The organism is Rhizobium sp. PvP014 (assembly GCF_017876855.1).
Lineage (GTDB): Bacteria > Pseudomonadota > Alphaproteobacteria > Rhizobiales > Rhizobiaceae > Neorhizobium > Neorhizobium soli.
Map to the genome: position 1 here is coordinate 656,667 of NZ_JAGIOT010000002.1, position 21,484 is coordinate 678,150.

The following is a 21,484-nucleotide window of genomic DNA, read 5'->3' on the forward strand; positions in this document are numbered from 1 at the left end:
CTGTTTAACGGTAATTGTGTGAATTGGCATCCGTCTCACGTACGGGGAGCTGTGTATTACGTCGGGAGAACCCCGATCAGGCTAGACGACCCTCAATTTCATGATCCCGAATCAAGCGGTATTGGCTTCGAATGACAAAAGTCCTGTTTCTCCAAGGTCCACCGTCCGTGTTCTGGCTCGAGCTGGCAAACGCGTTCGAAGCGCAGGGGATCGGTACGAAACGTGTGAACTTCTCGTTCGGAGACCAGGCCTACTGGCGTAAGTCCGGAGCGATCAACTATCGCGGAACGCTGAGGGCCTGGCCACGCTATCTGGCTGACCTCATCCGTCGCGAAGGCATCACCGACATTCTCTACTACGCCGACAGGCTGCCCTACCATCGCTTTGCCGGACGCGTTGCGCGTCGGTTGGGCATTCAGTGTCATGCCGTCGAGTTCGGCTATCTTCGGCCGGACTGGATCACGCTCGAACGCAATGGCATGGGCCGCTTCTCGCACTTCCCCAACGATCCGAACGTGATTCGCAAGGTTGCCGAGCAGGTTCCCGAACCGGATCTCAAGGCGCGCTACGGCCACACGTTCGGACAGGAGGCGACAAACGAGGTCATCTATAATCTCCTGGCATATTTCGGCCGCCCGATGTTCCCGTTCTACCGCTCGGACAAATACTACGATCCGCTGATCGACTATCTGTCGTGGCTGCCGCGTATGTTCCGTTCGCGCCACGATCTGCCAGAGGGATTTTTCGACGGCGAAACCGGCAAGAATTACCTCCTGGCTCTGCAATTGCAGAGCGACTACCAGATCCGAGCAAACTCTCCTTATCGGCATCTCTCTCAGATGATCGATCAGGTTATCCATTCGTTCTCGCTGCATGCGCCCGAAAGTTCACGGTTGATCGTCAAGCAGCATCCACTAGACAACGATCTCGAGGGCTGGCGCAAGGTCGTGTCGAAGATCGCCGCACGCTATCATGTGTCAAACCGGGTCGTGTTTATCGAAAAGGGCGAGCTCGGTGCGATCCTAAAGCATTCGCACGGGACGATCGTTGCCAACTCCACGACGGCGATGCACAGCCTGAGAGCCGGTCTTCCGACGATTGCGCTCGGTGCGGCAGTTTACGACATGCCCGGGTTGACCCATCAGGGCGGGATCGACTCGTTCTGGTCTAACCCCGAGCCGCTTGACGCGAACCTGCTGCGCGCCTTCATCAAGGCATTGGCCGGCACGGTACAGATCAAGGGCAATTTCTATCACGAAGAAGGCCGCGCGCTCGCGATCGAATCGATCATTACCCGCGTCCGCGACCGCACCGTCAACGAACCTGGTGCCTTCGTCGAAAAACCGCCGCGTCTGGCATGGCAACGGCTTCCGCTGCCAACAGAGAGGCGCGTGCCGGCGACCGGGACGGCGACGGGCGCCGTCGAGCTTTCAACGCGCGATCTTCTCCTAGGGAAGCCGGATCAAGTCTTGTCCCCGGTCTCGGCAAGAGATCTCGGCGACAACGTCGGCGGCAAATTCACATAGCCTGGCAAAGTTCGAAAAACACTCTTGCCAAGTCCGGCGCAGCGTCTTAAAGGGAGCGCCTAGCCGGTGACGGAGAGGATCTTGATGGTCCGTCAGTCTTCGGTTTGAAGGGGTATAGCTCAGTTGGTAGAGCGGCGGTCTCCAAAACCGCAGGTCGTCGGTTCAAGCCCGGCTGCCCCTGCCAGCCTTCGCACAACACATAGCTTGCGACTGTAATTGATAGGCGCTGAGCGGTTGTTGTCCAAAGTTGGGAATATCATGTAGGCACCTTTTTCCTCTTGTTTAACGGGAAATGGGTGTTTATGTAGGGAACAACAGACACGCGGTGCGTGGGGCTGAACGATATCGGCTTTACGTGCCGTAATTGCGTGGGCAATCGATGGCATCCAAAACCAATCCGGCAACGTTCTTCAAGCAGGTTCGTTCCGAAGCGTCTAAAATCACTTGGCCATCCCGCCGTGAAACCACGATCTCGACGATCATGGTTCTGGTCATGGTCGTGGTTGCGGCGCTGTTTTTCTTCGCTGCGGACCAGCTTATTGGCTGGTTGCTCGGCTTCGTGCTGAACGTCAGCGTTTGATCCTGGAGTATTAAGATGGCGGCCCGCTGGTACATCGTCCACGCATATTCGAACTTTGAGAAAAAGGTCGCTGAGGACATCGAGAACAAGGCTCGCCAGAAGGGGCTTGAGCATTTGTTCGAACAGATCCTCGTTCCGACGGAAAAGGTTGTGGAAGTGCGTCGCGGCCGAAAGGTCGATAGCGAACGCAAGTTCTTCCCAGGCTACGTCATGGTTCGTGCGAACCTGACGGACGAAGCCTACCATCTGATCAAGAACACGCCGAAGGTTACCGGCTTCCTTGGTTCCGACAACAAGCCTGTTCCGATCCCTGACTCCGAAGCCGATCGTATCCTCGGTCAGGTTCAGGAAGGTGTCGAGCGGCCGAAGTCCTCGATCTCGTTCGAGGTTGGTGAACAGGTTCGTGTTTCCGATGGTCCGTTCGCGTCGTTCAACGGCGTTGTTCAGGATGTCGATGAAGAGCGTTCGCGCCTCAAGGTCGAAGTGTCGATCTTTGGCCGCGCCACTCCGGTGGAGCTCGAATACGCTCAGGTCGAGAAGGTCTGATTGTTTTTGAATATGGGCTGCCATTGAGTTGGCGGCCCTGTGCGGCGTTTGCCGCAACCCGCGTGGAAGGTGAGGGGTCTAGCCGGACCTCGATAAGCCGCACCACGCAACCGCAGCCGCCGGTCAATCCGGCATTTCGGACCAAGATATCGGTCCATAACGAAAGGCAGAGAAATGGCTAAGAAAGTAGCAGGCCAGCTCAAGCTTCAGGTCAAGGCAGGATCGGCTAACCCGTCCCCGCCAATCGGCCCGGCGCTTGGTCAGCGTGGCATCAACATCATGGAATTCTGCAAGGCGTTCAATGCCGCCACGCAGGAAATGGAAAAGGGTATGCCGATCCCGGTCGTCATCACCTACTACCAGGACAAGTCCTTCACCTTCGCGATGAAGCAGCCGCCGGTTACTTATTGGCTGAAGAAGGAAGCGAAGATCACTTCCGGTTCCAAGACACCTGGCAAGGGTGGCAAGGCCGGTACCATCACCAAGGCTCAGGTCCGTGCGATCGCCGAAGGTAAGATGAAGGATCTCAACGCAGCCGACGTCGAAGGCGCAATGCTGATGGTTGAGGGCTCTGCCCGCTCCATGGGCCTGGAAGTGGTGGCTTAACATGGTAAAGCTCGCAAAGCGCATGAAGAAGATCCGCGAAGGCGTGGATCCGACAACGCTCATCGCTCTCACCGAAGCCATCTCGATGGTCAAGGAACGTGCGACGGCTAAGTTCGACGAAACCGTCGAAATCTCGATGAACCTCGGCGTTGACCCGCGTCACGCAGACCAGATGGTCCGCGGCGTTGTCAACCTGCCGAACGGCACCGGCCGTGACGTTCGCGTTGCTGTTTTCGCACGTGGCGCCAAGGCTGATGAAGCCAAGGCTGCTGGTGCAGACATTGTTGGCGCAGAAGACCTGCTGGAAATCGTTCAGGGCGGCAAGATCGACTTCGATCGTTGCATCGCAACTCCTGACATGATGCCGCTCGTCGGTCGTCTCGGTAAGGTTCTCGGCCCGCGTGGCATGATGCCGAACCCGAAGGTCGGTACTGTGACCATGGACGTTGCCGGAGCCGTCAAGGCTTCCAAGGGCGGCGCTGTCGAGTTCCGCGTCGAGAAGGCCGGTATCGTTCACGCCGGCATCGGCAAGGCTTCCTTCGATGCCAAGGCACTCGAAGAAAACATCCGTGCCTTTGCTGACGCCGTCATCAAGGCAAAGCCGGCTGGCGCCAAGGGCAACTACCTGAAGCGCGTCGCGATTTCGTCGACGATGGGCCCAGGCGTCAAGATCGAGCCTTCGTCGGTCACAGCCGCTTAATGAATTGCCGGAGCCCCAGGGCTCCGGCTGCATGAATTCCCTCTCCCTTCGGGGAGCGGGAATTTCCGGAGAAATCCGGAATTCCTGTCCGAGATTGCAGGTGGTTTTCCCTTAATCACTTGGCCTGCATGAGACGGGTAAGAACGCAGATTTTCGGCGCTCCGGCGTTGTCAATTCGGTTCGAGCCTTGTGTGCCTTAAGCCTGAAGCCTTCGTGGCGACAGAGCGGGGGGACAGGATCCTCAACCGCCACGGACGGTCCGTCAAACGATCGTTCGAGGCAAAGGCAAACCCGGTAGGGCCTGCAGGATTGCGGTCCTATCAACTGGAGACAGACAGTGGAAAGAGCGGAAAAACGCGAATTCGTCACGGAGCTGAATGAAGTCTTCAAGGCTTCTGGTTCAGTTGTCGTGGCCCACTATGCTGGTGTCACAGTTGCGCAGATGAACGACTTCCGTTCAAAAATGCGTGCTGCTGGCGGCACCGTCAAAGTCGCGAAGAACCGCCTGGCCAAGATCGCTCTTCAGGGTACGGAAGCAGAAGGGATCTCCGATCTCTTCACCGGTCAGACACTCATTGCTTACAGCAATGACCCGATCACTGCTCCCAAAGTCGTCGTGGATTTCGCCAAGACCAACGACAAGATCGTTGTCCTCGGTGGAGCCATGGGAACAACCACGCTCAACGCAGAAGCAGTCAAGTCGCTTGCGACCCTGCCTTCGCTGGACGAGCTTCGTGGCAAGCTGCTGGGCCTCTTGAACGCCCCGGCTACCCGCATTGCAACGGTTGTATCCGCACCAGCAGCTCAGCTTGCTCGCGTGTTTGCGGCTTACTCAAAGAAGGACGAAGCCGCGTAAGGCGGTTTTTCGCTGTTCAAAACCAAGTTCGAACCGAATATAAGGAACTGATAAAATGGCTGATCTCGCAAAGATCGTTGAAGACCTGTCCGCCCTCACCGTTCTGGAAGCTGCTGAGCTTTCCAAGATGCTCGAAGAAAAGTGGGGCGTTTCGGCTGCTGCTCCTGTCGCAGCAGCTGCTGCTGGCGGCGGTGCTGCTGCTGTCGTTGAAGAAGAAAAGACCGAATTCGACGTTATCCTCGTTGAAGCCGGCGCTAACAAGATCAACGTCATCAAGGAAGTCCGCGCAATCACAGGTCTCGGCCTGAAGGAAGCTAAGGACCTCGTCGAAGGCGCTCCTAAGGCTGTCAAGGAAGCCGTTTCCAAGGCTGAAGCTGCAGACCTCAAGAAGAAGCTTGAAGACGCAGGCGCCAAGGTCGACGTCAAGTAATATCGGAATACGGTGGGGGAGATCAGTCTCCCCCGCATTCTTCCTCCGAAACTATTACCCAGGGATCGTGAAAACGGCCCCTGGGTAATGGGTTCTCAAGAGGATGGTCCTGAACCGAACCGAGAAGGCAATCCGGCCTTTCGCTTTCGGGAAGTAGGACGAGTTTGAGAATACCATGTTCGACGGGATCGACTGGCCAGCGAACCCCGTCCGTTGCAGGCCCGGATGCAATTTTGAAGGAGCGACGATGGCTCAGACCCTTTCATTTAACGGTCGCAGGCGCGTACGCAAGTTTTTTGGGAAAATCCCCGAAGTCACAGAAATGCCGAACCTCATCGAGGTTCAGAAGGCGTCTTACGATCAGTTTCTGATGGTTGAAGAGCCGAAGGGTGGTCGTCCGGACGAAGGTTTGAACTCCGTGTTCAGGTCTGTCTTCCCGATCAGCGATTTCTCCGGCGCTTCCATGCTCGAATTCGTGTCCTACGAATTCGAACCGCCGAAGTTCGACGTCGAAGAATGCCGTCAGCGCGATCTGACCTACGCAGCGCCTCTCAAGGTGACGCTGCGTCTCATCGTGTTTGATATCGACGAGGATACGGGCGCGAAGTCCATCAAGGACATCAAGGAACAGTCCGTCTACATGGGCGACATGCCGCTCATGACCGACAACGGCACGTTCATCGTGAACGGTACCGAGCGCGTCATCGTGTCTCAGATGCACCGTTCGCCAGGCGTGTTCTTCGACCACGACAAGGGCAAGAGCCACTCTTCCGGCAAGCTGCTTTTCGCTGCTCGCGTCATTCCGTATCGCGGTTCCTGGCTCGACATCGAATTCGACGCCAAGGATATCGTCTACGCGCGTATCGACCGTCGCCGCAAGATCCCCGTCTCGTCGCTGCTGATGGCACTCGGCATGGACGGCGAAGAAATCCTGTCGACGTTCTATACGAAGTCCAACTATGTTCGCGACGGTGAAGGCTGGCGCATTCCGTTCAACGCCGAAACCCTCAAGGGTGCCAAGGCGCTGTCGGAAATGGTTGACGCCGATACGGGCGAAGTCGTTGTGGAATCCGGCAAGAAGCTGACCCCGCGTCTGCTTCGTTCGCTGACCGAGAAGGGCCTCAAGGCCATCAAGGCAACGAATGACGATCTCTACGGCAACTATCTGGCCGAAGACATCGTCAACTACTCGACGGGTGAGATCTATCTCGAAGCCGGCGACGAAATCGACGAGAAGACCCTCAAGGTCATCCTCGACCACGGTTTCGACGAGATCCCGGTTCTCGGCATCGACCACATCAATGTTGGCGCCTACATCCGCAACACGCTGGCCGCAGACAAGAACGAGCATCGTCAGGATGCACTGTTCGACATCTACCGCGTCATGCGTCCGGGCGAGCCGCCGACGATGGACTCGGCCGAAGCCATGTTCAATTCGCTGTTCTTCGATTCGGAGCGTTACGATCTCTCCGCCGTCGGCCGCGTGAAAATGAACATGCGTCTCGACGTCGACGCTCCAGACACGATGCGCGTTCTGCGCAAGGACGATATCCTGGCCGTGGTCCGGATGCTCGTCGAACTGCGTGACGGCAAGGGCGAAATCGACGACATCGACAACCTCGGCAACCGCCGTGTTCGTTCCGTCGGCGAACTGATGGAAAATCAGTACCGTCTGGGTCTGCTCCGCATGGAGCGCGCCATCAAGGAACGCATGTCGTCGATCGAGATCGACACCGTCATGCCGCAGGACCTGATCAATGCGAAGCCGGCTGCTGCCGCGGTTCGCGAATTCTTCGGTTCCTCGCAGCTGTCGCAGTTCATGGACCAGGTGAACCCGCTTTCGGAAATCACCCACAAGCGTCGTCTTTCGGCACTTGGCCCGGGTGGTCTGACCCGCGAGCGCGCAGGCTTCGAAGTCCGCGACGTTCATCCGACCCACTACGGCCGTATTTGCCCGATCGAAACGCCGGAAGGCCCGAACATCGGTCTAATCAACTCGCTTGCAACCTTTGCCCGCGTCAACAAGTACGGCTTCATCGAAAGCCCGTACCGCAAGATCATCGATGGCAAGGTCACGAAGGACGTCGTCTATCTCTCCGCTATGGAAGAGGCGAAGTACTACGTTGCGCAGGCGAACTCGGAACTCACCTCCGAAGGCACCTTCGTTGAAGAGTTCGTGGTCTGCCGCCATTCCGGCGAAGTCATGCTGTCCCCGCGCGACACCGTCAACCTGATGGACGTTTCGCCAAAGCAGCTCGTCTCCGTCGCAGCGGCTCTGATCCCGTTCCTCGAAAACGACGACGCCAACCGCGCCCTCATGGGGTCCAACATGCAGCGTCAGGCGGTTCCGTTGGTTCGCGCCGAAGCGCCGTTCGTCGGCACCGGCATGGAGCCCGTGGTTGCGCGTGACTCCGGCGCGGCGATCGCTGCCCGCCGTAGCGGTGTTGTGGACCAGGTGGATGCGACCCGTATCGTTATCCGTGCGACGGAAGATCTCGAATCCGGCAAGTCCGGCGTCGATATCTACCGCCTGCAGAAGTTCCAGCGCTCCAACCAGAATACCTGCGTCAACCAGCGTCCGCTGGTCGCCGTCGGCGACATTCTGAACAAGGGTGACATCATCGCTGACGGTCCTTCGACCGACCTCGGTGACCTGGCTCTCGGCCGCAACGCGCTCGTCGCGTTCATGCCTTGGAACGGCTACAACTACGAAGACTCGATCCTCATGTCCGAGCGCATCGTGTCTGACGACGTGTTCACCTCCATCCACATCGAGGAATTCGAAGTGATGGCGCGCGACACGAAGCTTGGTCCTGAAGAAATCACGCGCGACATTCCGAACGTATCGGAAGAAGCGCTGAAGAACCTCGACGAAGCCGGCATCGTCTATATCGGCGCCGAAGTTCAGCCGGGCGACATCCTCGTCGGCAAGATCACACCGAAGGGCGAAAGCCCGATGACGCCTGAAGAAAAGCTTCTGCGCGCCATCTTCGGTGAAAAGGCTTCCGACGTTCGCGACACGTCCATGCGTATGCCTCCGGGCACGTTTGGCACCGTCGTCGAAGTTCGCGTCTTCAACCGTCACGGCGTCGAAAAGGACGAACGTGCGATGGCGATCGAACGCGAGGAAATCGAACGCCTCGCCAAGGACCGCGACGACGAACAGGCGATCCTCGACCGTAACGTCTACGGCCGTCTGATCGAGATGCTCCGTGGTCAGGCGTCTGTCGCCGGTCCGAAGGGCTTCAAGAAGGGCGTCGAGCTCTCCAACGCCGTCGTCTCCGAATATCCCCGCTCCCAGTGGTGGATGTTCGCGGTCGAAGACGAAAAGGTCCAGGGCGAGATCGAAGCACTGCGTGGTCAGTACGACGAGTCGAAGTCGCTGCTCGAGCATCGCTTCATGGACAAGGTCGAAAAGGTCCAGCGCGGCGACGAAATGCCTCCGGGCGTCATGAAGATGGTCAAGGTCTTTGTCGCTGTGAAGCGCAAGATCCAGCCGGGAGACAAGATGGCCGGCCGTCACGGTAACAAGGGCGTTGTTTCGCGTATCGTGCCTGTCGAAGACATGCCGTTCCTCGAAGACGGTACCCATGTCGACATCTGCTTGAACCCGCTGGGCGTGCCTTCGCGCATGAACGTCGGTCAGATCCTCGAAACCCACCTTGCCTGGGCTTGCGCCGGCATGGGTAAGAAGATCGGCGAGCTCCTCGACGAATACCGCAAGACCATGGACATCGGCGAGCTGAAGACAGTTCTGACCGACGTGTATGCCAGTGAGGCCAAGAACGAAGTCGTCGACTTCGACGATGACTCGCTGGTCAGACTTGCCGAACAGTCCCGCAAGGGCGTCTCCATCGCAACGCCGGTTTTCGACGGTGCGCATGAACCAGACGTTGCTTCGATGCTGAAGAAGGCCGGTCTGCACGAAAGCGGTCAGTCGACCCTGTACGACGGTCGTACCGGTGAAGCCTTCGACCGTCAGGTGACTGTTGGCTACATGTACATGATCAAGCTGAACCACCTTGTGGACGACAAGATCCACGCGCGTTCGATTGGTCCGTACTCGCTCGTCACCCAGCAGCCGCTCGGTGGTAAGGCTCAGTTCGGTGGTCAGCGCTTCGGGGAAATGGAAGTCTGGGCTCTGGAAGCTTACGGCGCCGCCTACACCCTGCAGGAAATGCTGACGGTGAAGTCGGACGACGTGGCAGGTCGTACCAAGGTCTACGAGGCGATCGTCCGAGGCGACGACACGTTCGAGGCAGGCATTCCGGAGAGCTTCAACGTTCTCGTCAAGGAAATGCGCTCGCTGGGTCTGTCGGTCGAACTGGAAAATTCCAAGCTCGATACGGCTGACGCACTGCCCGACGCGGCTGAATAAAATTTGACAAGGGGCGTGCGGGGGCAACCGCGCACGCCATTCCCTCCGCCGGTGGAGTTTGCATCGGGTGAGGGGAGTTTTGCCGCATTCTGCGGTTATTGTCATTTATGGGTCGAGGATCGGCATCCCGGGAATTTGCCGGTACCGCGACCCGACTGAGGGCGTTACGCCCCATCAAGGAGACAGGCATGAACCAAGAGGTCATGAACCTTTTCAACCCGACAGTGCCCGCACAGCACTTCGATTCGATCCGGATCTCGATTGCGAGCCCGGAAAAGATCCTGTCGTGGTCCTACGGCGAGATCAAGAAGCCGGAAACGATCAACTATCGTACGTTCAAGCCTGAACGCGATGGTCTTTTCTGCGCGCGCATTTTCGGACCTATCAAGGACTACGAATGCCTGTGCGGCAAGTACAAGCGCATGAAGTACAAGGGCATCATCTGCGAAAAGTGCGGCGTTGAAGTCACGCTGTCGCGCGTTCGCCGCGAGCGCATGGGCCATATCGAACTTGCTGCGCCTGTTGCCCACATCTGGTTCCTGAAGTCGCTGCCTTCGCGTATCTCGACACTGCTCGACATGACGCTGAAGGATGTCGAACGCGTTCTGTATTTCGAGAACTACATCGTCACTGAGCCTGGCCTGACGTCGCTGAAGGAAAATCAGCTTCTGTCGGAAGAGGAATACATGATCGCCATCGACGAGTTCGGTGAAGATCAGTTCACGGCGATGATCGGTGCTGAAGCCATCTACGAGATGCTGGCATCGATGAATCTCGAAAAGATCGCTGGTGACCTTCGCACGGACCTTGCTGAGACCACATCGGATCTCAAGCAGAAGAAGCTGATGAAGCGCCTGAAGATCGTCGAGAACTTCATGGAATCCGGCAACCGCCCGGAATGGATGATCATGAAGGTCGTTCCGGTCATCCCACCGGATCTGCGCCCGCTGGTTCCGCTTGACGGCGGCCGTTTCGCGACGTCCGACCTCAACGATCTGTACCGCCGCGTCATCAACCGTAACAACCGTCTGAAGCGCCTGATCGAACTGCGCGCTCCCGGCATCATCATCCGCAACGAAAAGCGCATGCTGCAGGAATCTGTGGACGCGCTGTTCGACAACGGCCGTCGTGGCCGCGTCATCACCGGTGCCAACAAGCGTCCGCTGAAGTCGCTGTCCGACATGCTCAAGGGCAAGCAGGGCCGCTTCCGCCAGAACCTTCTCGGCAAGCGCGTCGACTATTCCGGTCGTTCGGTCATCGTGACCGGTCCGGAACTGAAGCTGCACCAGTGCGGCCTGCCGAAGAAGATGGCGCTCGAGCTGTTCAAGCCGTTCATCTACGCCCGTCTCGACGCCAAGGGTTATTCCTCGACCGTCAAGCAGGCGAAGAAGCTGGTTGAAAAGGAAAAGCCAGAAGTTTGGGATATCCTCGACGAGGTCATCCGCGAGCATCCGGTCCTTCTGAACCGCGCACCGACGCTCCACCGTCTGGGCATCCAGGCCTTCGAACCGATTCTGGTTGAAGGCAAGGCTATCCAGCTGCATCCGCTCGTATGCACGGCCTTCAACGCCGACTTCGACGGTGACCAGATGGCTGTTCACGTGCCGCTCTCGCTGGAAGCCCAGCTTGAAGCCCGCGTGCTCATGATGTCGACGAACAACATTCTGCACCCGGCAAACGGCGCGCCGATCATCGTTCCTTCGCAGGACATGGTTCTCGGCCTGTACTACCTGTCGATCCTTAATCAGAACGAGCCGGGCGAAGGCATGGTATTCTCGGACATGGGCGAACTGCACCATGCTCTGGAAAACAAGGTCGTCACCCTGCACGCAAAGATTCGCGGTCGTTTCAAGACGGTCGACGAGGACGGCAAGCCGGTTTCCAAGATCTATGAAACGACACCTGGTCGTATGATCATCGGCGAACTTCTGCCGAAGAACTTCAAGGTGCCGTACGAGACCTGCAACCAGGAAATGACCAAGAAGAACATCTCCAAGATGATCGACACGGTCTACCGCCACTGCGGTCAGAAGGACACGGTCATTTTCTGCGACCGTATCATGCAGCTCGGCTTCACCCATGCGTGCAAGGCTGGCATTTCGTTCGGTAAGGACGACATGATCATCCCGGACTCGAAGGTGAAAATCGTCGGTGATACCGAAGCCCTCGTGAAGGAATACGAACAGCAGTACAACGACGGCCTGATCACTCAGGGCGAGAAGTACAACAAGGTCGTAGACGCCTGGGGTAAGGCCACCGAGAAGGTCGCCGAAGACATGATGGCCCGCATTAAGGCTGTCGAATTCGACGCAGAGACCGGTCGCCAGAAGCCGATGAACGCGATCTACATGATGTCCCACTCCGGCGCCCGTGGTTCACCGAACCAGATGCGTCAGCTGGGCGGCATGCGCGGCCTGATGGCGAAGCCGTCGGGTGAAATCATCGAGACCCCGATCATCTCGAACTTCAAAGAAGGCCTGACCGTTAACGAGTACTTCAACTCGACCCACGGTGCCCGTAAGGGTCTCGCAGACACCGCCTTGAAGACGGCGAACTCCGGTTACCTGACCCGTCGTCTCGTCGACGTGGCCCAGGACTGCATCGTCAACATGGTCGATTGCGGCACCGAGAGCGGTCTCACCATGACCGCCATCGTTGACGCCGGTCAGGTTGTTGCGTCCATCGGTACACGCGTTCTCGGTCGTACGGCCCTCGACGACATCGATCATCCAGTCACGGGTGAGCGCATCGTCGATGCTGGTCGCATGATCCTCGAGCCCGATGTCATCGAGATCGAAAAGGCTGGCATTCAGTCGATCCGTATCCGCTCTGCACTGACCTGCGAAGTTCAGACAGGCGTATGCTCGATCTGCTACGGCCGTGACCTTGCGCGCGGTACCCCGGTCAACATGGGTGAGGCTGTCGGCGTTATCGCTGCTCAGTCGATCGGTGAGCCTGGTACCCAGCTGACCATGCGTACGTTTCACTTGGGCGGTACGGCAAACGTGGTCGACTCGTCGTTCCTGGAAGCGTCCTATGAGGGCACGATCCTCATCAAGAACCGCAACATGCTGCGGAACTCGGAAAACGTTCTCGTCGCAATGGGCCGCAACATGTCGGTTACCATTCTCGACGAGCGTGGTGTCGAGCGTTCCTCGCAGCGCGTTGCTTACGGTTCGAAGCTGCATGTCGATGACGGCGACAAGGTTCGTCGTGGTCAGCGTCTTGCAGAATGGGACCCCTACACACGTCCGATGATGACGGAAGTGGCCGGTACGGTGTTCTTCGAGGACATGGTCGACTCGATTTCGGTCTCGGAATCGACCGACGAATCCACGGGTATCACCAAGCGTCAGGTTATCGACTGGCGTTCGACCCCGCGCGGTATCGATCTGAAGCCTGCAATCGTCATCAAGGACGCTTCGGGTGCGATCATGAAGCTGTCGCGTGGTGGTGACGCCCGCTTCAACCTCAACGTCGATGCCATCCTGTCCGTAGAACCGGGCAGCAAGGTATCGCAGGGCGATGTTCTGGCGCGTATCCCGATGGAAAGCGCCAAGACCAAGGACATCACCGGTGGTCTGCCGCGCGTTGCCGAACTGTTCGAAGCTCGTCGTCCGAAGGATCACGCCATCATCGCTGAGATCGATGGTACGATCCGCCTCGGCCGCGACTACAAGAACAAGCGTCGCGTCCAGATCGAGCCTGCAGAAGACGGTGTCGAAGCAGTCGAATACCTGATCCCGAAGGGCAAGCCCTTCCACCTTCAGGAAGGCGACTACATCGAAAAGGGCGACTACATCCTCGACGGCAATCCTGCGCCGCACGACATCCTGGCGATCAAGGGCGTGGAAGCACTCGCTTCCTACCTGGTCAACGAAATCCAGGAAGTCTACCGTCTGCAGGGCGTTGTCATCAACGACAAGCACATCGAAGTGATTGTTCGTCAGATGCTTCAGAAGGTCGAGATCACCGATAGCGGCGACAGCCAGTATATCGTCGGTGACAATGTCGACCGGATCGAACTTGACGATGCCAATGACCGTCTCATCGAGGAAGGCAAGAAGCCTGCCTTCGGCGACCCGGTACTGCTCGGCATCACCAAGGCATCGCTGCAGACGCCGTCCTTCATCTCGGCTGCATCCTTCCAGGAAACCACCAAGGTTCTCACGGAAGCTGCAATTGCCGGCAAGACGGATACGCTGCAGGGTCTGAAGGAAAACGTCATCGTCGGCCGTCTCATCCCGGCTGGTACTGGCGGCACCATGACGCAGATCCGCCGCATCGCCACTTCGCGCGACGACCTCATCCTCGAGGAACGCAAGAAGGGCTCAGGCGCTGGCTCGGCTACACCGATGCTGCAGAACATGAACCCGGAAAAGACTCCGGCCGAATAAGGCTGCGAGGGTAGGGCGCCCGGAAACGGGCGCTCTCTTTTCAGGAACGCACGACAAAAAAACGCCCGGAGCGATCCGGGCGTTTTCTTTTATCTAAATTCAGAAACAGGTTAGTCGAAGCGGATGATCGCGACTTCGCCTTCGAGCGCACCCTGATAGGCGGATGCATGCGGCTCTTCCGGCGGCTCGTCGGTCAGGACGCCGATCTGATCGAGGTCGGCCTCCAGGAAGCCTTCTTCGGTCAGCGCGTTCAGCGCCTCGCGTACGGCGGAGTCATCGTCGGGTGCGCGCAGAATGACATGCATCTCGATGCCTTCGCCGCCCTTGGTCTCGTAAGCCTTGCCGATAATGATGAAAATCATCGGGTCATCGAGCGTGTTGTCGTTATCGGCGGGGTTTGCCATGTGCAATCTCCAGGTAAAGGGGCTGACGCTTCATTGTCATCAAGAGGCAAGAGCGAGGAATGTTCCAAAACCTCCTTTATTGCCATATTCAGTGATTCCCAAACGGAAATGCCGGGGTCGAACTTTAATGTTTTGGGGCGGCTTTTCAGGCGATCGAAAACCCCAGTAAACAAGGCTTTCCGCCATTATTTTCGGGCCAGCTCTTGACGCAGAAGGGTTAAGTCAGTAAACGCCGCGGCATCGGACACCATGTGAGACATGTGCGTCTGGAGAGTCTTTCTCCGGAGTTCGCCTCAAACAGGTTTCCAAAAAACGCACGTTGACTACAAGAATGCTGCACGCACGACGCGTTTTCAATGCGTCCTCTGCCTTATGTGGTCCATCCGGATACGGATCGGGCCACGTTTCGTGCATGAGGAGATGTGTGTGTCGCCGCCGGAAACGGCATCCGAATGGTCCCGAAAGGGGCTTGAAAGAAGATTTTGCAAGGGATGGGTATATGCCTACCGTAAACCAGCTGATCCGTAAGCCACGCCAGGCACAGGTAAAGCGCAACAAGGTTCCTGCTCTGCAGGAAAACCCGCAGAAGCGCGGCGTTTGCACCCGCGTTTATACGACGACCCCGAAGAAGCCTAACTCGGCTCTGCGTAAGGTTGCCAAGATTCGCCTCACCAATGGCTTCGAAGTCATCGGCTACATTCCGGGTGAAGGTCACAACCTGCAGGAACACTCTGTCGTCATGATCCGTGGCGGCCGCGTAAAGGACTTGCCAGGCGTTCGTTACCACGTCATCCGCGGCGTTCTCGACACCCAGGGCGTCAAGAACCGTAAGCAGCGCCGTTCGAAGTATGGTGCGAAGCGTCCGAAGTAATCCTTCGGATTTCCAATTTTCCGGCGCTGCGCGAGGTTCTCCGCGTGATAAAGCGTCTAAACCGTTTGAGAGACGAGTAATATGTCCCGACGCCATAGTGCAGAAAAGCGTGAGATCAATCCGGACCCTAAGTTCGGCGATTTGATCGTCACTAAGTTCATGAATGCCATCATGCTTCACGGCAAGAAGTCTGTCGCCGAAAGCATTGTCTACGGTGCGTTTGACTCCGTGCAGGGCAAGTCCAAGGCCGATCCGCTCGGCATCTTCCACACAGCCCTCGACAACGTCGCTCCGCACGTCGAAGTCCGTTCGCGTCGTGTTGGTGGTGCAACCTATCAGGTCCCGGTCGACGTTCGTCCGGAGCGCCGTCAGGCTCTCGCCATCCGCTGGCTGATCGCTGCTGCCCGCAAGCGTAACGAAACCACCATGATCGATCGCCTCTCGGGCGAACTCATGGATGCTTCGAACAACCGTGGCAGCGCCGTCAAGAAGCGTGAAGACACCCACAAGATGGCGGACGCAAACCGCGCATTCTCGCATTACCGTTGGTAATCTTCACCCGATCGAGTTTCGAAAGGCAGTCCTATGGCTCGCGAATATAAAATCGAAGACTACCGCAACTTTGGTATCATGGCGCATATCGACGCCGGCAAGACCACGACCACAGAGCGGATTCTTTACTACACGGGCAAGTCGCACAAGATCGGCGAAGTTCATGATGGCGCAGCCACCATGGACTGGATGGAGCAGGAGCAGGAGCGTGGGATCACCATCACCTCCGCTGCGACCACGACCTTCTGGAAGGGCCGTGACGGCAAGATGCGCCGCTTCAACATCATCGACACTCCCGGCCACGTCGACTTCACCATTGAAGTCGAACGTTCGCTGCGCGTGCTCGACGGTGCGATCGCTCTTCTCGACGCAAACGCCGGCGTAGAGCCGCAGACGGAAACCGTCTGGCGTCAGGCCGAGAAGTACCATGTCCCGCGGATGATCTTCTGCAACAAGATGGACAAGACCGGCGCTGACTTCTACCGCTCGGTAGAAATGATCAAAACCCGTCTCGGCGCCATCGCTGTTGTCATGCAGCTCCCGATCGGTGCAGAAACCGAGTTCAAGGGCGTTATCGATCTCATCGAGATGAATGCCCTGATCTGGCGCGACGAGTCGCTCGGCGCTGCCTGGGACGTCGTCGAGATTCCTGACGACATGAAGGAAAAGGCTGCCGAATACCGCGAGAAGATGATCGAACAGGTCGTCGATATCGATGAAGAAGCCATGGAAAACTACTTGAACGGCATCATGCCGGACAATGACAAGATCCGTGCGCTGGTTCGTCGTGGTACCATCGACGTCAAGTTCCATCCGATGTTCTGCGGCACTGCGTTCAAGAACAAGGGCGTTCAGCCTTTGCTCGACGCCGTTGTCGAATATCTGCCTTCGCCGCTCGACATCCCGTCCATCAACGGTATCGACGTCAAGACCGAAGCCGAAATCGCCCGTCATCCGTCGGATGATGAGCCGCTTTCGATGCTGGCCTTCAAGATCATGAACGACCCCTTCGTTGGTTCGCTCACCTTCGCCCGTATCTATTCCGGCAAGCTCACCAAGGGCACGGCCGTCATGAACACGGTCAAGGAAAAGCGCGAGCGCGTCGGCCGCATGCTGCAGATGCACTCCAACTCCCGTGAAGACATCGAAGAAGCCTTTGCAGGCGACATCGTGGCTCTCGCAGGTCTCAAGGAAACCACGACCGGCGACACCCTGTGTGATCCGCTGCACCCGGTTATCCTCGAGCGTATGGAATTCCCTGAGCCGGTCATCCAGATCGCCATCGAGCCGAAGACCAAGGGCGACCAGGAAAAGATGGGCCTCGCGCTCAACCGCTTGGCTGCTGAAGATCCTTCGTTCCGCGTCAAGACGGATGAAGAGTCTGGTCAGACGATCATCGCCGGCATGGGCGAACTGCATCTCGACATCCTCGTCGACCGCATGCGCCGTGAATTCAAGGTAGAAGCTACTGTCGGCGCGCCGCAGGTTGCCTACCGCGAAACCATCACACGCACGCACGAAGAAGATTACACGCACAAGAAGCAGTCCGGTGGTACCGGTCAGTTCGCGCGCGTCAAGATCGTCTTCGAACCGAACCCGGATGGCGACGAATTCAAGTTCGAATCCAAGATCGTTGGTGGTTCCATTCCGAAGGAATACATCCCCGGCGTTCAGAAGGGTATCGAAAGCGTTCTGTCTTCGGGTCCGCTCGCGGGCTTCCCGATGCTCGGCGTCAAGGCAACCCTGATGGATGGCGCCTTCCACGACGTCGACTCCTCGGTCCTCGCGTTCGAAATCGCATCGCGTGCTTGCTTCCGTGAAGCGGCAAAGAAGGCTGGCGCACAGCTTCTCGAGCCGATGATGAAGGTCGAAGTTGTGACCCCGGAAGATTACGTCGGTGACGTGATCGGCGACTTGAACTCCCGTCGTGGCCAGATCCAGGGCCAGGAACAGCGCGGCATCGCGATCGTTATCAACGCTCACGTGCCACTCGCGAACATGTTCAAGTACGTCGACAACCTGCGCTCCATGTCGCAGGGCCGTGCACAGTATTCGATGACCTTCGATCACTACGCACCGGTTCCGTCGAACGTCGCGACCGAAATCCAGGCTAAGTATTCCGGTCAGAAGTAATCCGAATACCGATCCAAAATACGCCTCGGCCTCGTGCCGGGGCGACAACAAGAATTGGAGCCCTTGAGGGCTCACGCAAAATGGAGAGCCGGAAATGGCAAAGAGCAAGTTTGAGCGCAATAAGCCTCACGTCAACATTGGCACGATCGGTCACGTCGACCACGGCAAGACGTCGCTGACTGCGGCGATCACGAAGTACTTCGGCGAATTCAAGGCCTACGACCAGATCGACGCTGCTCCTGAAGAGAAGGCCCGCGGCATCACCATTTCGACGGCACACGTCGAATACGAAACGCCAAACCGCCACTACGCACACGTCGACTGCCCCGGCCACGCCGACTACGTTAAGAACATGATCACCGGTGCGGCGCAGATGGACGGCGCGATCCTGGTTTGCTCGGCTGCCGACGGCCCGATGCCACAGACCCGCGAGCACATCCTGCTTGCTCGTCAGGTTGGCGTTCCGGCGATCGTCGTGTTCCTCAACAAGGTTGACCAGGTCGACGACGAAGAGCTCCTCGAGCTCGTCGAACTGGAAGTTCGCGAACTTCTGTCGTCCTACGACTTCCCGGGCGACGACATTCCGATCGTAAAGGGTTCGGCTCTGGCCGCTCTTGAAGATTCGAACAAGAAGATCGGCGAAGACGCCGTTCGCGAACTGATGGCAGCTGTTGACGCCTACATCCCGACGCCTGAGCGTCCGATCGACCAGCCGTTCCTGCTGCCGATCGAAGACGTGTTCTCGATCTCGGGCCGTGGTACGGTCGTGACCGGTCGCGTCGAGCGTGGCATCGTCAAGGTTGGTGAAGAAGTCGAAATCGTCGGCATCCGCGCCACGACCAAGACGACTGTTACCGGCGTTGAAATGTTCCGCAAGCTGCTCGACCAGGGCCAGGCCGGCGACAACATCGGCGCTCTGATCCGTGGCGTACAGCGTGACGGCGTTGAGCGTGGCCAGATCCTGTGCAAGCCGGGTTCGGTCAAGCCGCACAAGAAGTTCATGGCAGAAGCCTACATCCTGACCAAGGAAGAAGGCGGCCGTCATACGCCGTTCTTCACGAACTACCGTCCTCAGTTCTACTTCCGTACAACGGACGTGACCGGTATCGTTTCGCTTCCTGAAGGCACGGAAATGGTTATGCCAGGCGACAACGTCACCGTTGAAGTCGAGCTGATCGTTCCAATCGCGATGGAAGAAAAGCTCCGCTTCGCGATCCGCGAAGGCGGTCGTACCGTCGGCGCCGGCATCGTTGCCTCGATCATCGAGTAACAAATCAGAGGGCAGGGCGGGTTCTTCGGGTCCCGCCCGGTTCACTTTTTTTAAGCAAGTTGGCCCTGCTGACTTGCTTATGACATGAAAATGTAGCAAATGGCGCGCGAGCGCTATTTGCGCCTTGCTTCGTTTTATCGAGGCAGGCAATTGCCAAAGACATTAAGGTGGGCCTTCGGCCTGGAGACGAGAACGGACTGCCGCTGTTAGCGCACCCGTTCGATCTTTGACACTGGTGGTCCCGCCTTAGGATAACGAACAACTCGTGCTGTAACGTTGGCACGTGGAAACAAGAAACAAGGATAACGTCGAATGAACGGCCAAAATATCCGCATTCGCCTGAAGGCGTTCGATCACCGCATTCTCGACGCTTCGACGCGTGAGATCGTGTCGACGGCGAAGCGCACCGGCGCAAGCGTCCGGGGCCCCGTTCCGCTTCCGACTCGCATCGAGAAGTTTACGGTTAACCGGTCCCCCCACATCGACAAGAAAAGCCGCGAGCAGTTCGAGATGCGCACACACAAGCGCCTTCTCGATATCGTAGACCCGACACCACAGACCGTGGACGCGCTGATGAAGCTCGACCTCGCCGCAGGTGTCGATGTTGAGATCAAGCTCTGAGGCTTATGTCTCGAGCTGAGTGAGAAGGATTGAACCGATGCGTTCGGGTGTAATTGCACAGAAAGTGGGAATGACCCGCGTCTATAACGACGCTGGTGAGCACATCCCGGTTACCGTTTTGCGGCTGGAGAGCTGCCAGGTCGTCGCACAGCGCACTGTTGAGAAGAATGGCTATGTTGCCGTTCAGCTCGGTGCTGGCGTCGCCAAGGTAAAGAACACCTCCAAGGCTATGCGTGGCAACTTCGCCATCGCTAACGTCGAGCCGAAGTCGAAGCTCGTTGAGTTTCGCGTTTCCGAAGAAAATCTGATCGACGTTGGCACTGAGCTGAAGGCCGATCATTTTGCTGCTGGTCAGCTGGTGGATGTCACCGGCACTTCGATCGGTAAGGGTTTTGCCGGTGCTATGAAGCGCCATAACTTCGGTGGTCTGCGGGCGACCCACGGTGTTTCCGTGTCGCACCGTTCGCACGGTTCGACTGGTAACAACCAGGATCCGGGCAAGGTCTGGAAGGGCAAGCGCATGGCTGGTCACATGGGCCAGACGCGTATCACCACGCAAAACCTCGAAATCGTCTCGACGGATGAAGACCGCGGACTGATCCTCGTCAAGGGTGCCGTTCCCGGCTCCAAGGGCGCCTGGATTGAAGTTCGCGACGCCGTCAAGTCGGCCGCGAAGTAAGGGAGCCAGCTATTATGGAATTCAACGTCAAGACCCTCGAGGGAAAAGACGCCGGCCAGGTTTCCCTGTCGGACGCGATTTTCGGCCTCGACCCACGCGAGGATATCCTCGCACGCATGGTGCGTTACCAGCTCGCTAAGAAGCAGCAGGGCACGCACAAGACCAAGAGCCGTTCCGAGATTGCTCGCACCGGTGCGAAGATGTTCAAGCAGAAGGGTACGGGCCGCGCTCGTCACCATTCGGCTCGCGCTCCGCAGTTCCGCGGCGGTGGTCGTGCACACGGCCCGGTCGTTCGCAGCCACGAGCATGATCTTCCCAAGAAGGTTCGCGCTCTTGCTCTGCGTCACGCTCTGTCTGCAAAGCTGAAGTCTGAAGATCTGATCGTCATCGACAACCTGGTTGCTTCTGAAGCAAAGACCAAGGCTCTCGTCGGTACGTTCGCATCGCTTGGCCTGACCAACGTGCTGTTCATCGGCGGTGCTGAGCTCGACAGCAACTTCAAGCTCGCAGCCCAGAACATCCCGAATGTGGACGTTCTGCCGGTCCAGGGCATCAATGTTTACGACATCCTGCGTCGCGGTAAGCTCGTGCTTTCCAAGGCTGCGGTTGAAGCCCTCGAGGAGCGTTTCAAGTGACCGACATTCGCCACTATGATGTGATCGTATCTCCTTCGATCACCGAAAAGTCGACACTGGTTTCCGAGTATAACCAGATCGTCTTCAACGTTGCCAAGACTGCTTCGAAGCCGGAAATCAAGGCTGCCGTGGAAGCTCTCTTCGGTGTGAAGGTCACTGCCGTCAATACGCTGGTCCGCAAGGGCAAGGTGAAGCGCTTCAAGGGCTTCATCGGCAAGCAGAAGGACGTCAAGAAGGCTGTCGTAACCCTGGCCGAAGGTCAGACGATCGACATCTCCACCGGTCTCTGAGGTAAAGAAA

The 21,484-nt window shown here is 57.7% G+C and carries 18 protein-coding genes and 1 tRNA gene; 18 read left to right on the forward strand and 1 reads right to left on the reverse strand.

The features are described 5' to 3' along the window. Nucleotides 1–131: 131 nt before the first annotated feature. From J3A65_RS07775 to rpoC, 10 genes are all read left to right on the forward strand, one after another. A complete protein-coding gene (locus J3A65_RS07775; protein ID WP_209900623.1) occupies nt 132–1,526 on the forward strand; it encodes a capsular biosynthesis protein in 1,395 nt (464 codons plus the stop codon). A gap of 108 nt (nt 1,527–1,634) precedes the next feature. Next, nucleotides 1,635–1,710 (forward strand) — tRNA-Trp (locus J3A65_RS07780). 195 nt (nt 1,711–1,905) lie between these two features. After that, the gene (gene secE / locus J3A65_RS07785) at nt 1,906–2,106 is read left to right on the forward strand and encodes a preprotein translocase subunit SecE (RefSeq protein WP_062453170.1); all 201 of its coding nucleotides are present in this window, start codon (nt 1,906–1,908) and stop codon (nt 2,104–2,106) included. Between the two features lie 15 nt (nt 2,107–2,121). After that, nucleotides 2,122–2,652 (forward strand): transcription termination/antitermination protein NusG, encoded by a 531-nt coding sequence (nusG, locus tag J3A65_RS07790; RefSeq protein ID WP_062453169.1) that lies wholly within the window; start codon nt 2,122–2,124, stop codon nt 2,650–2,652. A 174-nt stretch (nt 2,653–2,826) separates the two neighbouring features. Continuing rightward, on the forward strand, nt 2,827–3,258 hold the full coding sequence (gene rplK, locus J3A65_RS07795; protein WP_062453168.1) for a 50S ribosomal protein L11: 432 nt from the start codon (nt 2,827–2,829) through the stop codon (nt 3,256–3,258). Between the two features lies 1 nt (nt 3,259). After that, nucleotides 3,260–3,958: a 50S ribosomal protein L1 gene (gene rplA / locus J3A65_RS07800; protein ID WP_062453167.1), complete on the forward strand. Its 699-nt coding sequence runs from the start codon at nt 3,260–3,262 to the stop codon at nt 3,956–3,958. 337 nt (nt 3,959–4,295) lie between these two features. Further along, nucleotides 4,296–4,814 carry a 50S ribosomal protein L10 gene (gene rplJ, locus J3A65_RS07805; RefSeq protein ID WP_062453166.1) on the forward strand — a complete coding sequence of 173 codons (519 nt, stop codon included), beginning with the start codon at nt 4,296–4,298 and terminating at the stop codon, nt 4,812–4,814. Nucleotides 4,815–4,869: 55 nt separating this feature from the next. Then, entirely contained in the window at nt 4,870–5,244 is a 375-nt protein-coding gene (gene rplL / locus J3A65_RS07810; RefSeq protein ID WP_062453165.1) for a 50S ribosomal protein L7/L12, read from the forward strand. A gap of 247 nt (nt 5,245–5,491) precedes the next feature. After that, nucleotides 5,492–9,622 carry a DNA-directed RNA polymerase subunit beta gene (rpoB, locus tag J3A65_RS07815; protein ID WP_062454716.1) on the forward strand — a complete coding sequence of 1,377 codons (4,131 nt, stop codon included), beginning with the start codon at nt 5,492–5,494 and terminating at the stop codon, nt 9,620–9,622. Between the two features lie 188 nt (nt 9,623–9,810). Then, nucleotides 9,811–14,019: a DNA-directed RNA polymerase subunit beta' gene (rpoC, locus tag J3A65_RS07820; protein ID WP_062580264.1), complete on the forward strand. Its 4,209-nt coding sequence runs from the start codon at nt 9,811–9,813 to the stop codon at nt 14,017–14,019. Between the two features lie 110 nt (nt 14,020–14,129). Here the strand turns inward: rpoC and J3A65_RS07825 are convergent, their stop codons facing one another. Continuing rightward, a complete protein-coding gene (locus J3A65_RS07825; protein ID WP_062453163.1) occupies nt 14,130–14,423 on the reverse strand; it encodes a hypothetical protein in 294 nt (97 codons plus the stop codon). A 499-nt stretch (nt 14,424–14,922) separates the two neighbouring features. Between J3A65_RS07825 and rpsL the strand changes: the two genes are divergently transcribed. From rpsL to J3A65_RS07865, 8 genes are all read left to right on the forward strand, one after another. Further along, nucleotides 14,923–15,294 carry a 30S ribosomal protein S12 gene (gene rpsL, locus J3A65_RS07830; protein WP_042618537.1) on the forward strand — a complete coding sequence of 124 codons (372 nt, stop codon included), beginning with the start codon at nt 14,923–14,925 and terminating at the stop codon, nt 15,292–15,294. 81 nt (nt 15,295–15,375) lie between these two features. After that, a complete protein-coding gene (rpsG, locus tag J3A65_RS07835) occupies nt 15,376–15,846 on the forward strand; it encodes a 30S ribosomal protein S7 (protein ID WP_062453162.1) in 471 nt (156 codons plus the stop codon). Nucleotides 15,847–15,879: 33 nt separating this feature from the next. Continuing rightward, nucleotides 15,880–17,979, forward strand: a complete 2,100-nt coding sequence (gene fusA, locus J3A65_RS07840; RefSeq protein WP_062453161.1) for an elongation factor G — start codon at nt 15,880–15,882, stop codon at nt 17,977–17,979. 94 nt (nt 17,980–18,073) lie between these two features. Then, on the forward strand, nt 18,074–19,249 hold the full coding sequence (gene tuf, locus J3A65_RS07845; protein ID WP_092662037.1) for an elongation factor Tu: 1,176 nt from the start codon (nt 18,074–18,076) through the stop codon (nt 19,247–19,249). Between the two features lie 312 nt (nt 19,250–19,561). Then, nucleotides 19,562–19,870, forward strand: a complete 309-nt coding sequence (gene rpsJ / locus J3A65_RS07850) for a 30S ribosomal protein S10 (RefSeq protein ID WP_003547547.1) — start codon at nt 19,562–19,564, stop codon at nt 19,868–19,870. Between the two features lie 37 nt (nt 19,871–19,907). Further along, complete coding sequence (rplC, locus tag J3A65_RS07855) at nt 19,908–20,549, forward strand: 50S ribosomal protein L3 (protein WP_062580268.1); 642 nt, start codon at nt 19,908–19,910, stop codon at nt 20,547–20,549. 14 nt (nt 20,550–20,563) lie between these two features. Next, on the forward strand, nt 20,564–21,184 hold the full coding sequence (rplD, locus tag J3A65_RS07860) for a 50S ribosomal protein L4 (RefSeq protein ID WP_062457774.1): 621 nt from the start codon (nt 20,564–20,566) through the stop codon (nt 21,182–21,184). Continuing rightward, the gene (locus J3A65_RS07865; RefSeq protein ID WP_062457771.1) at nt 21,181–21,474 is read left to right on the forward strand and encodes a 50S ribosomal protein L23; all 294 of its coding nucleotides are present in this window, start codon (nt 21,181–21,183) and stop codon (nt 21,472–21,474) included. Before rplD ends, J3A65_RS07865 begins: the two co-directional genes overlap by 4 nt. The last annotated feature ends 10 nt before the right edge of the window (nt 21,475–21,484 follow it).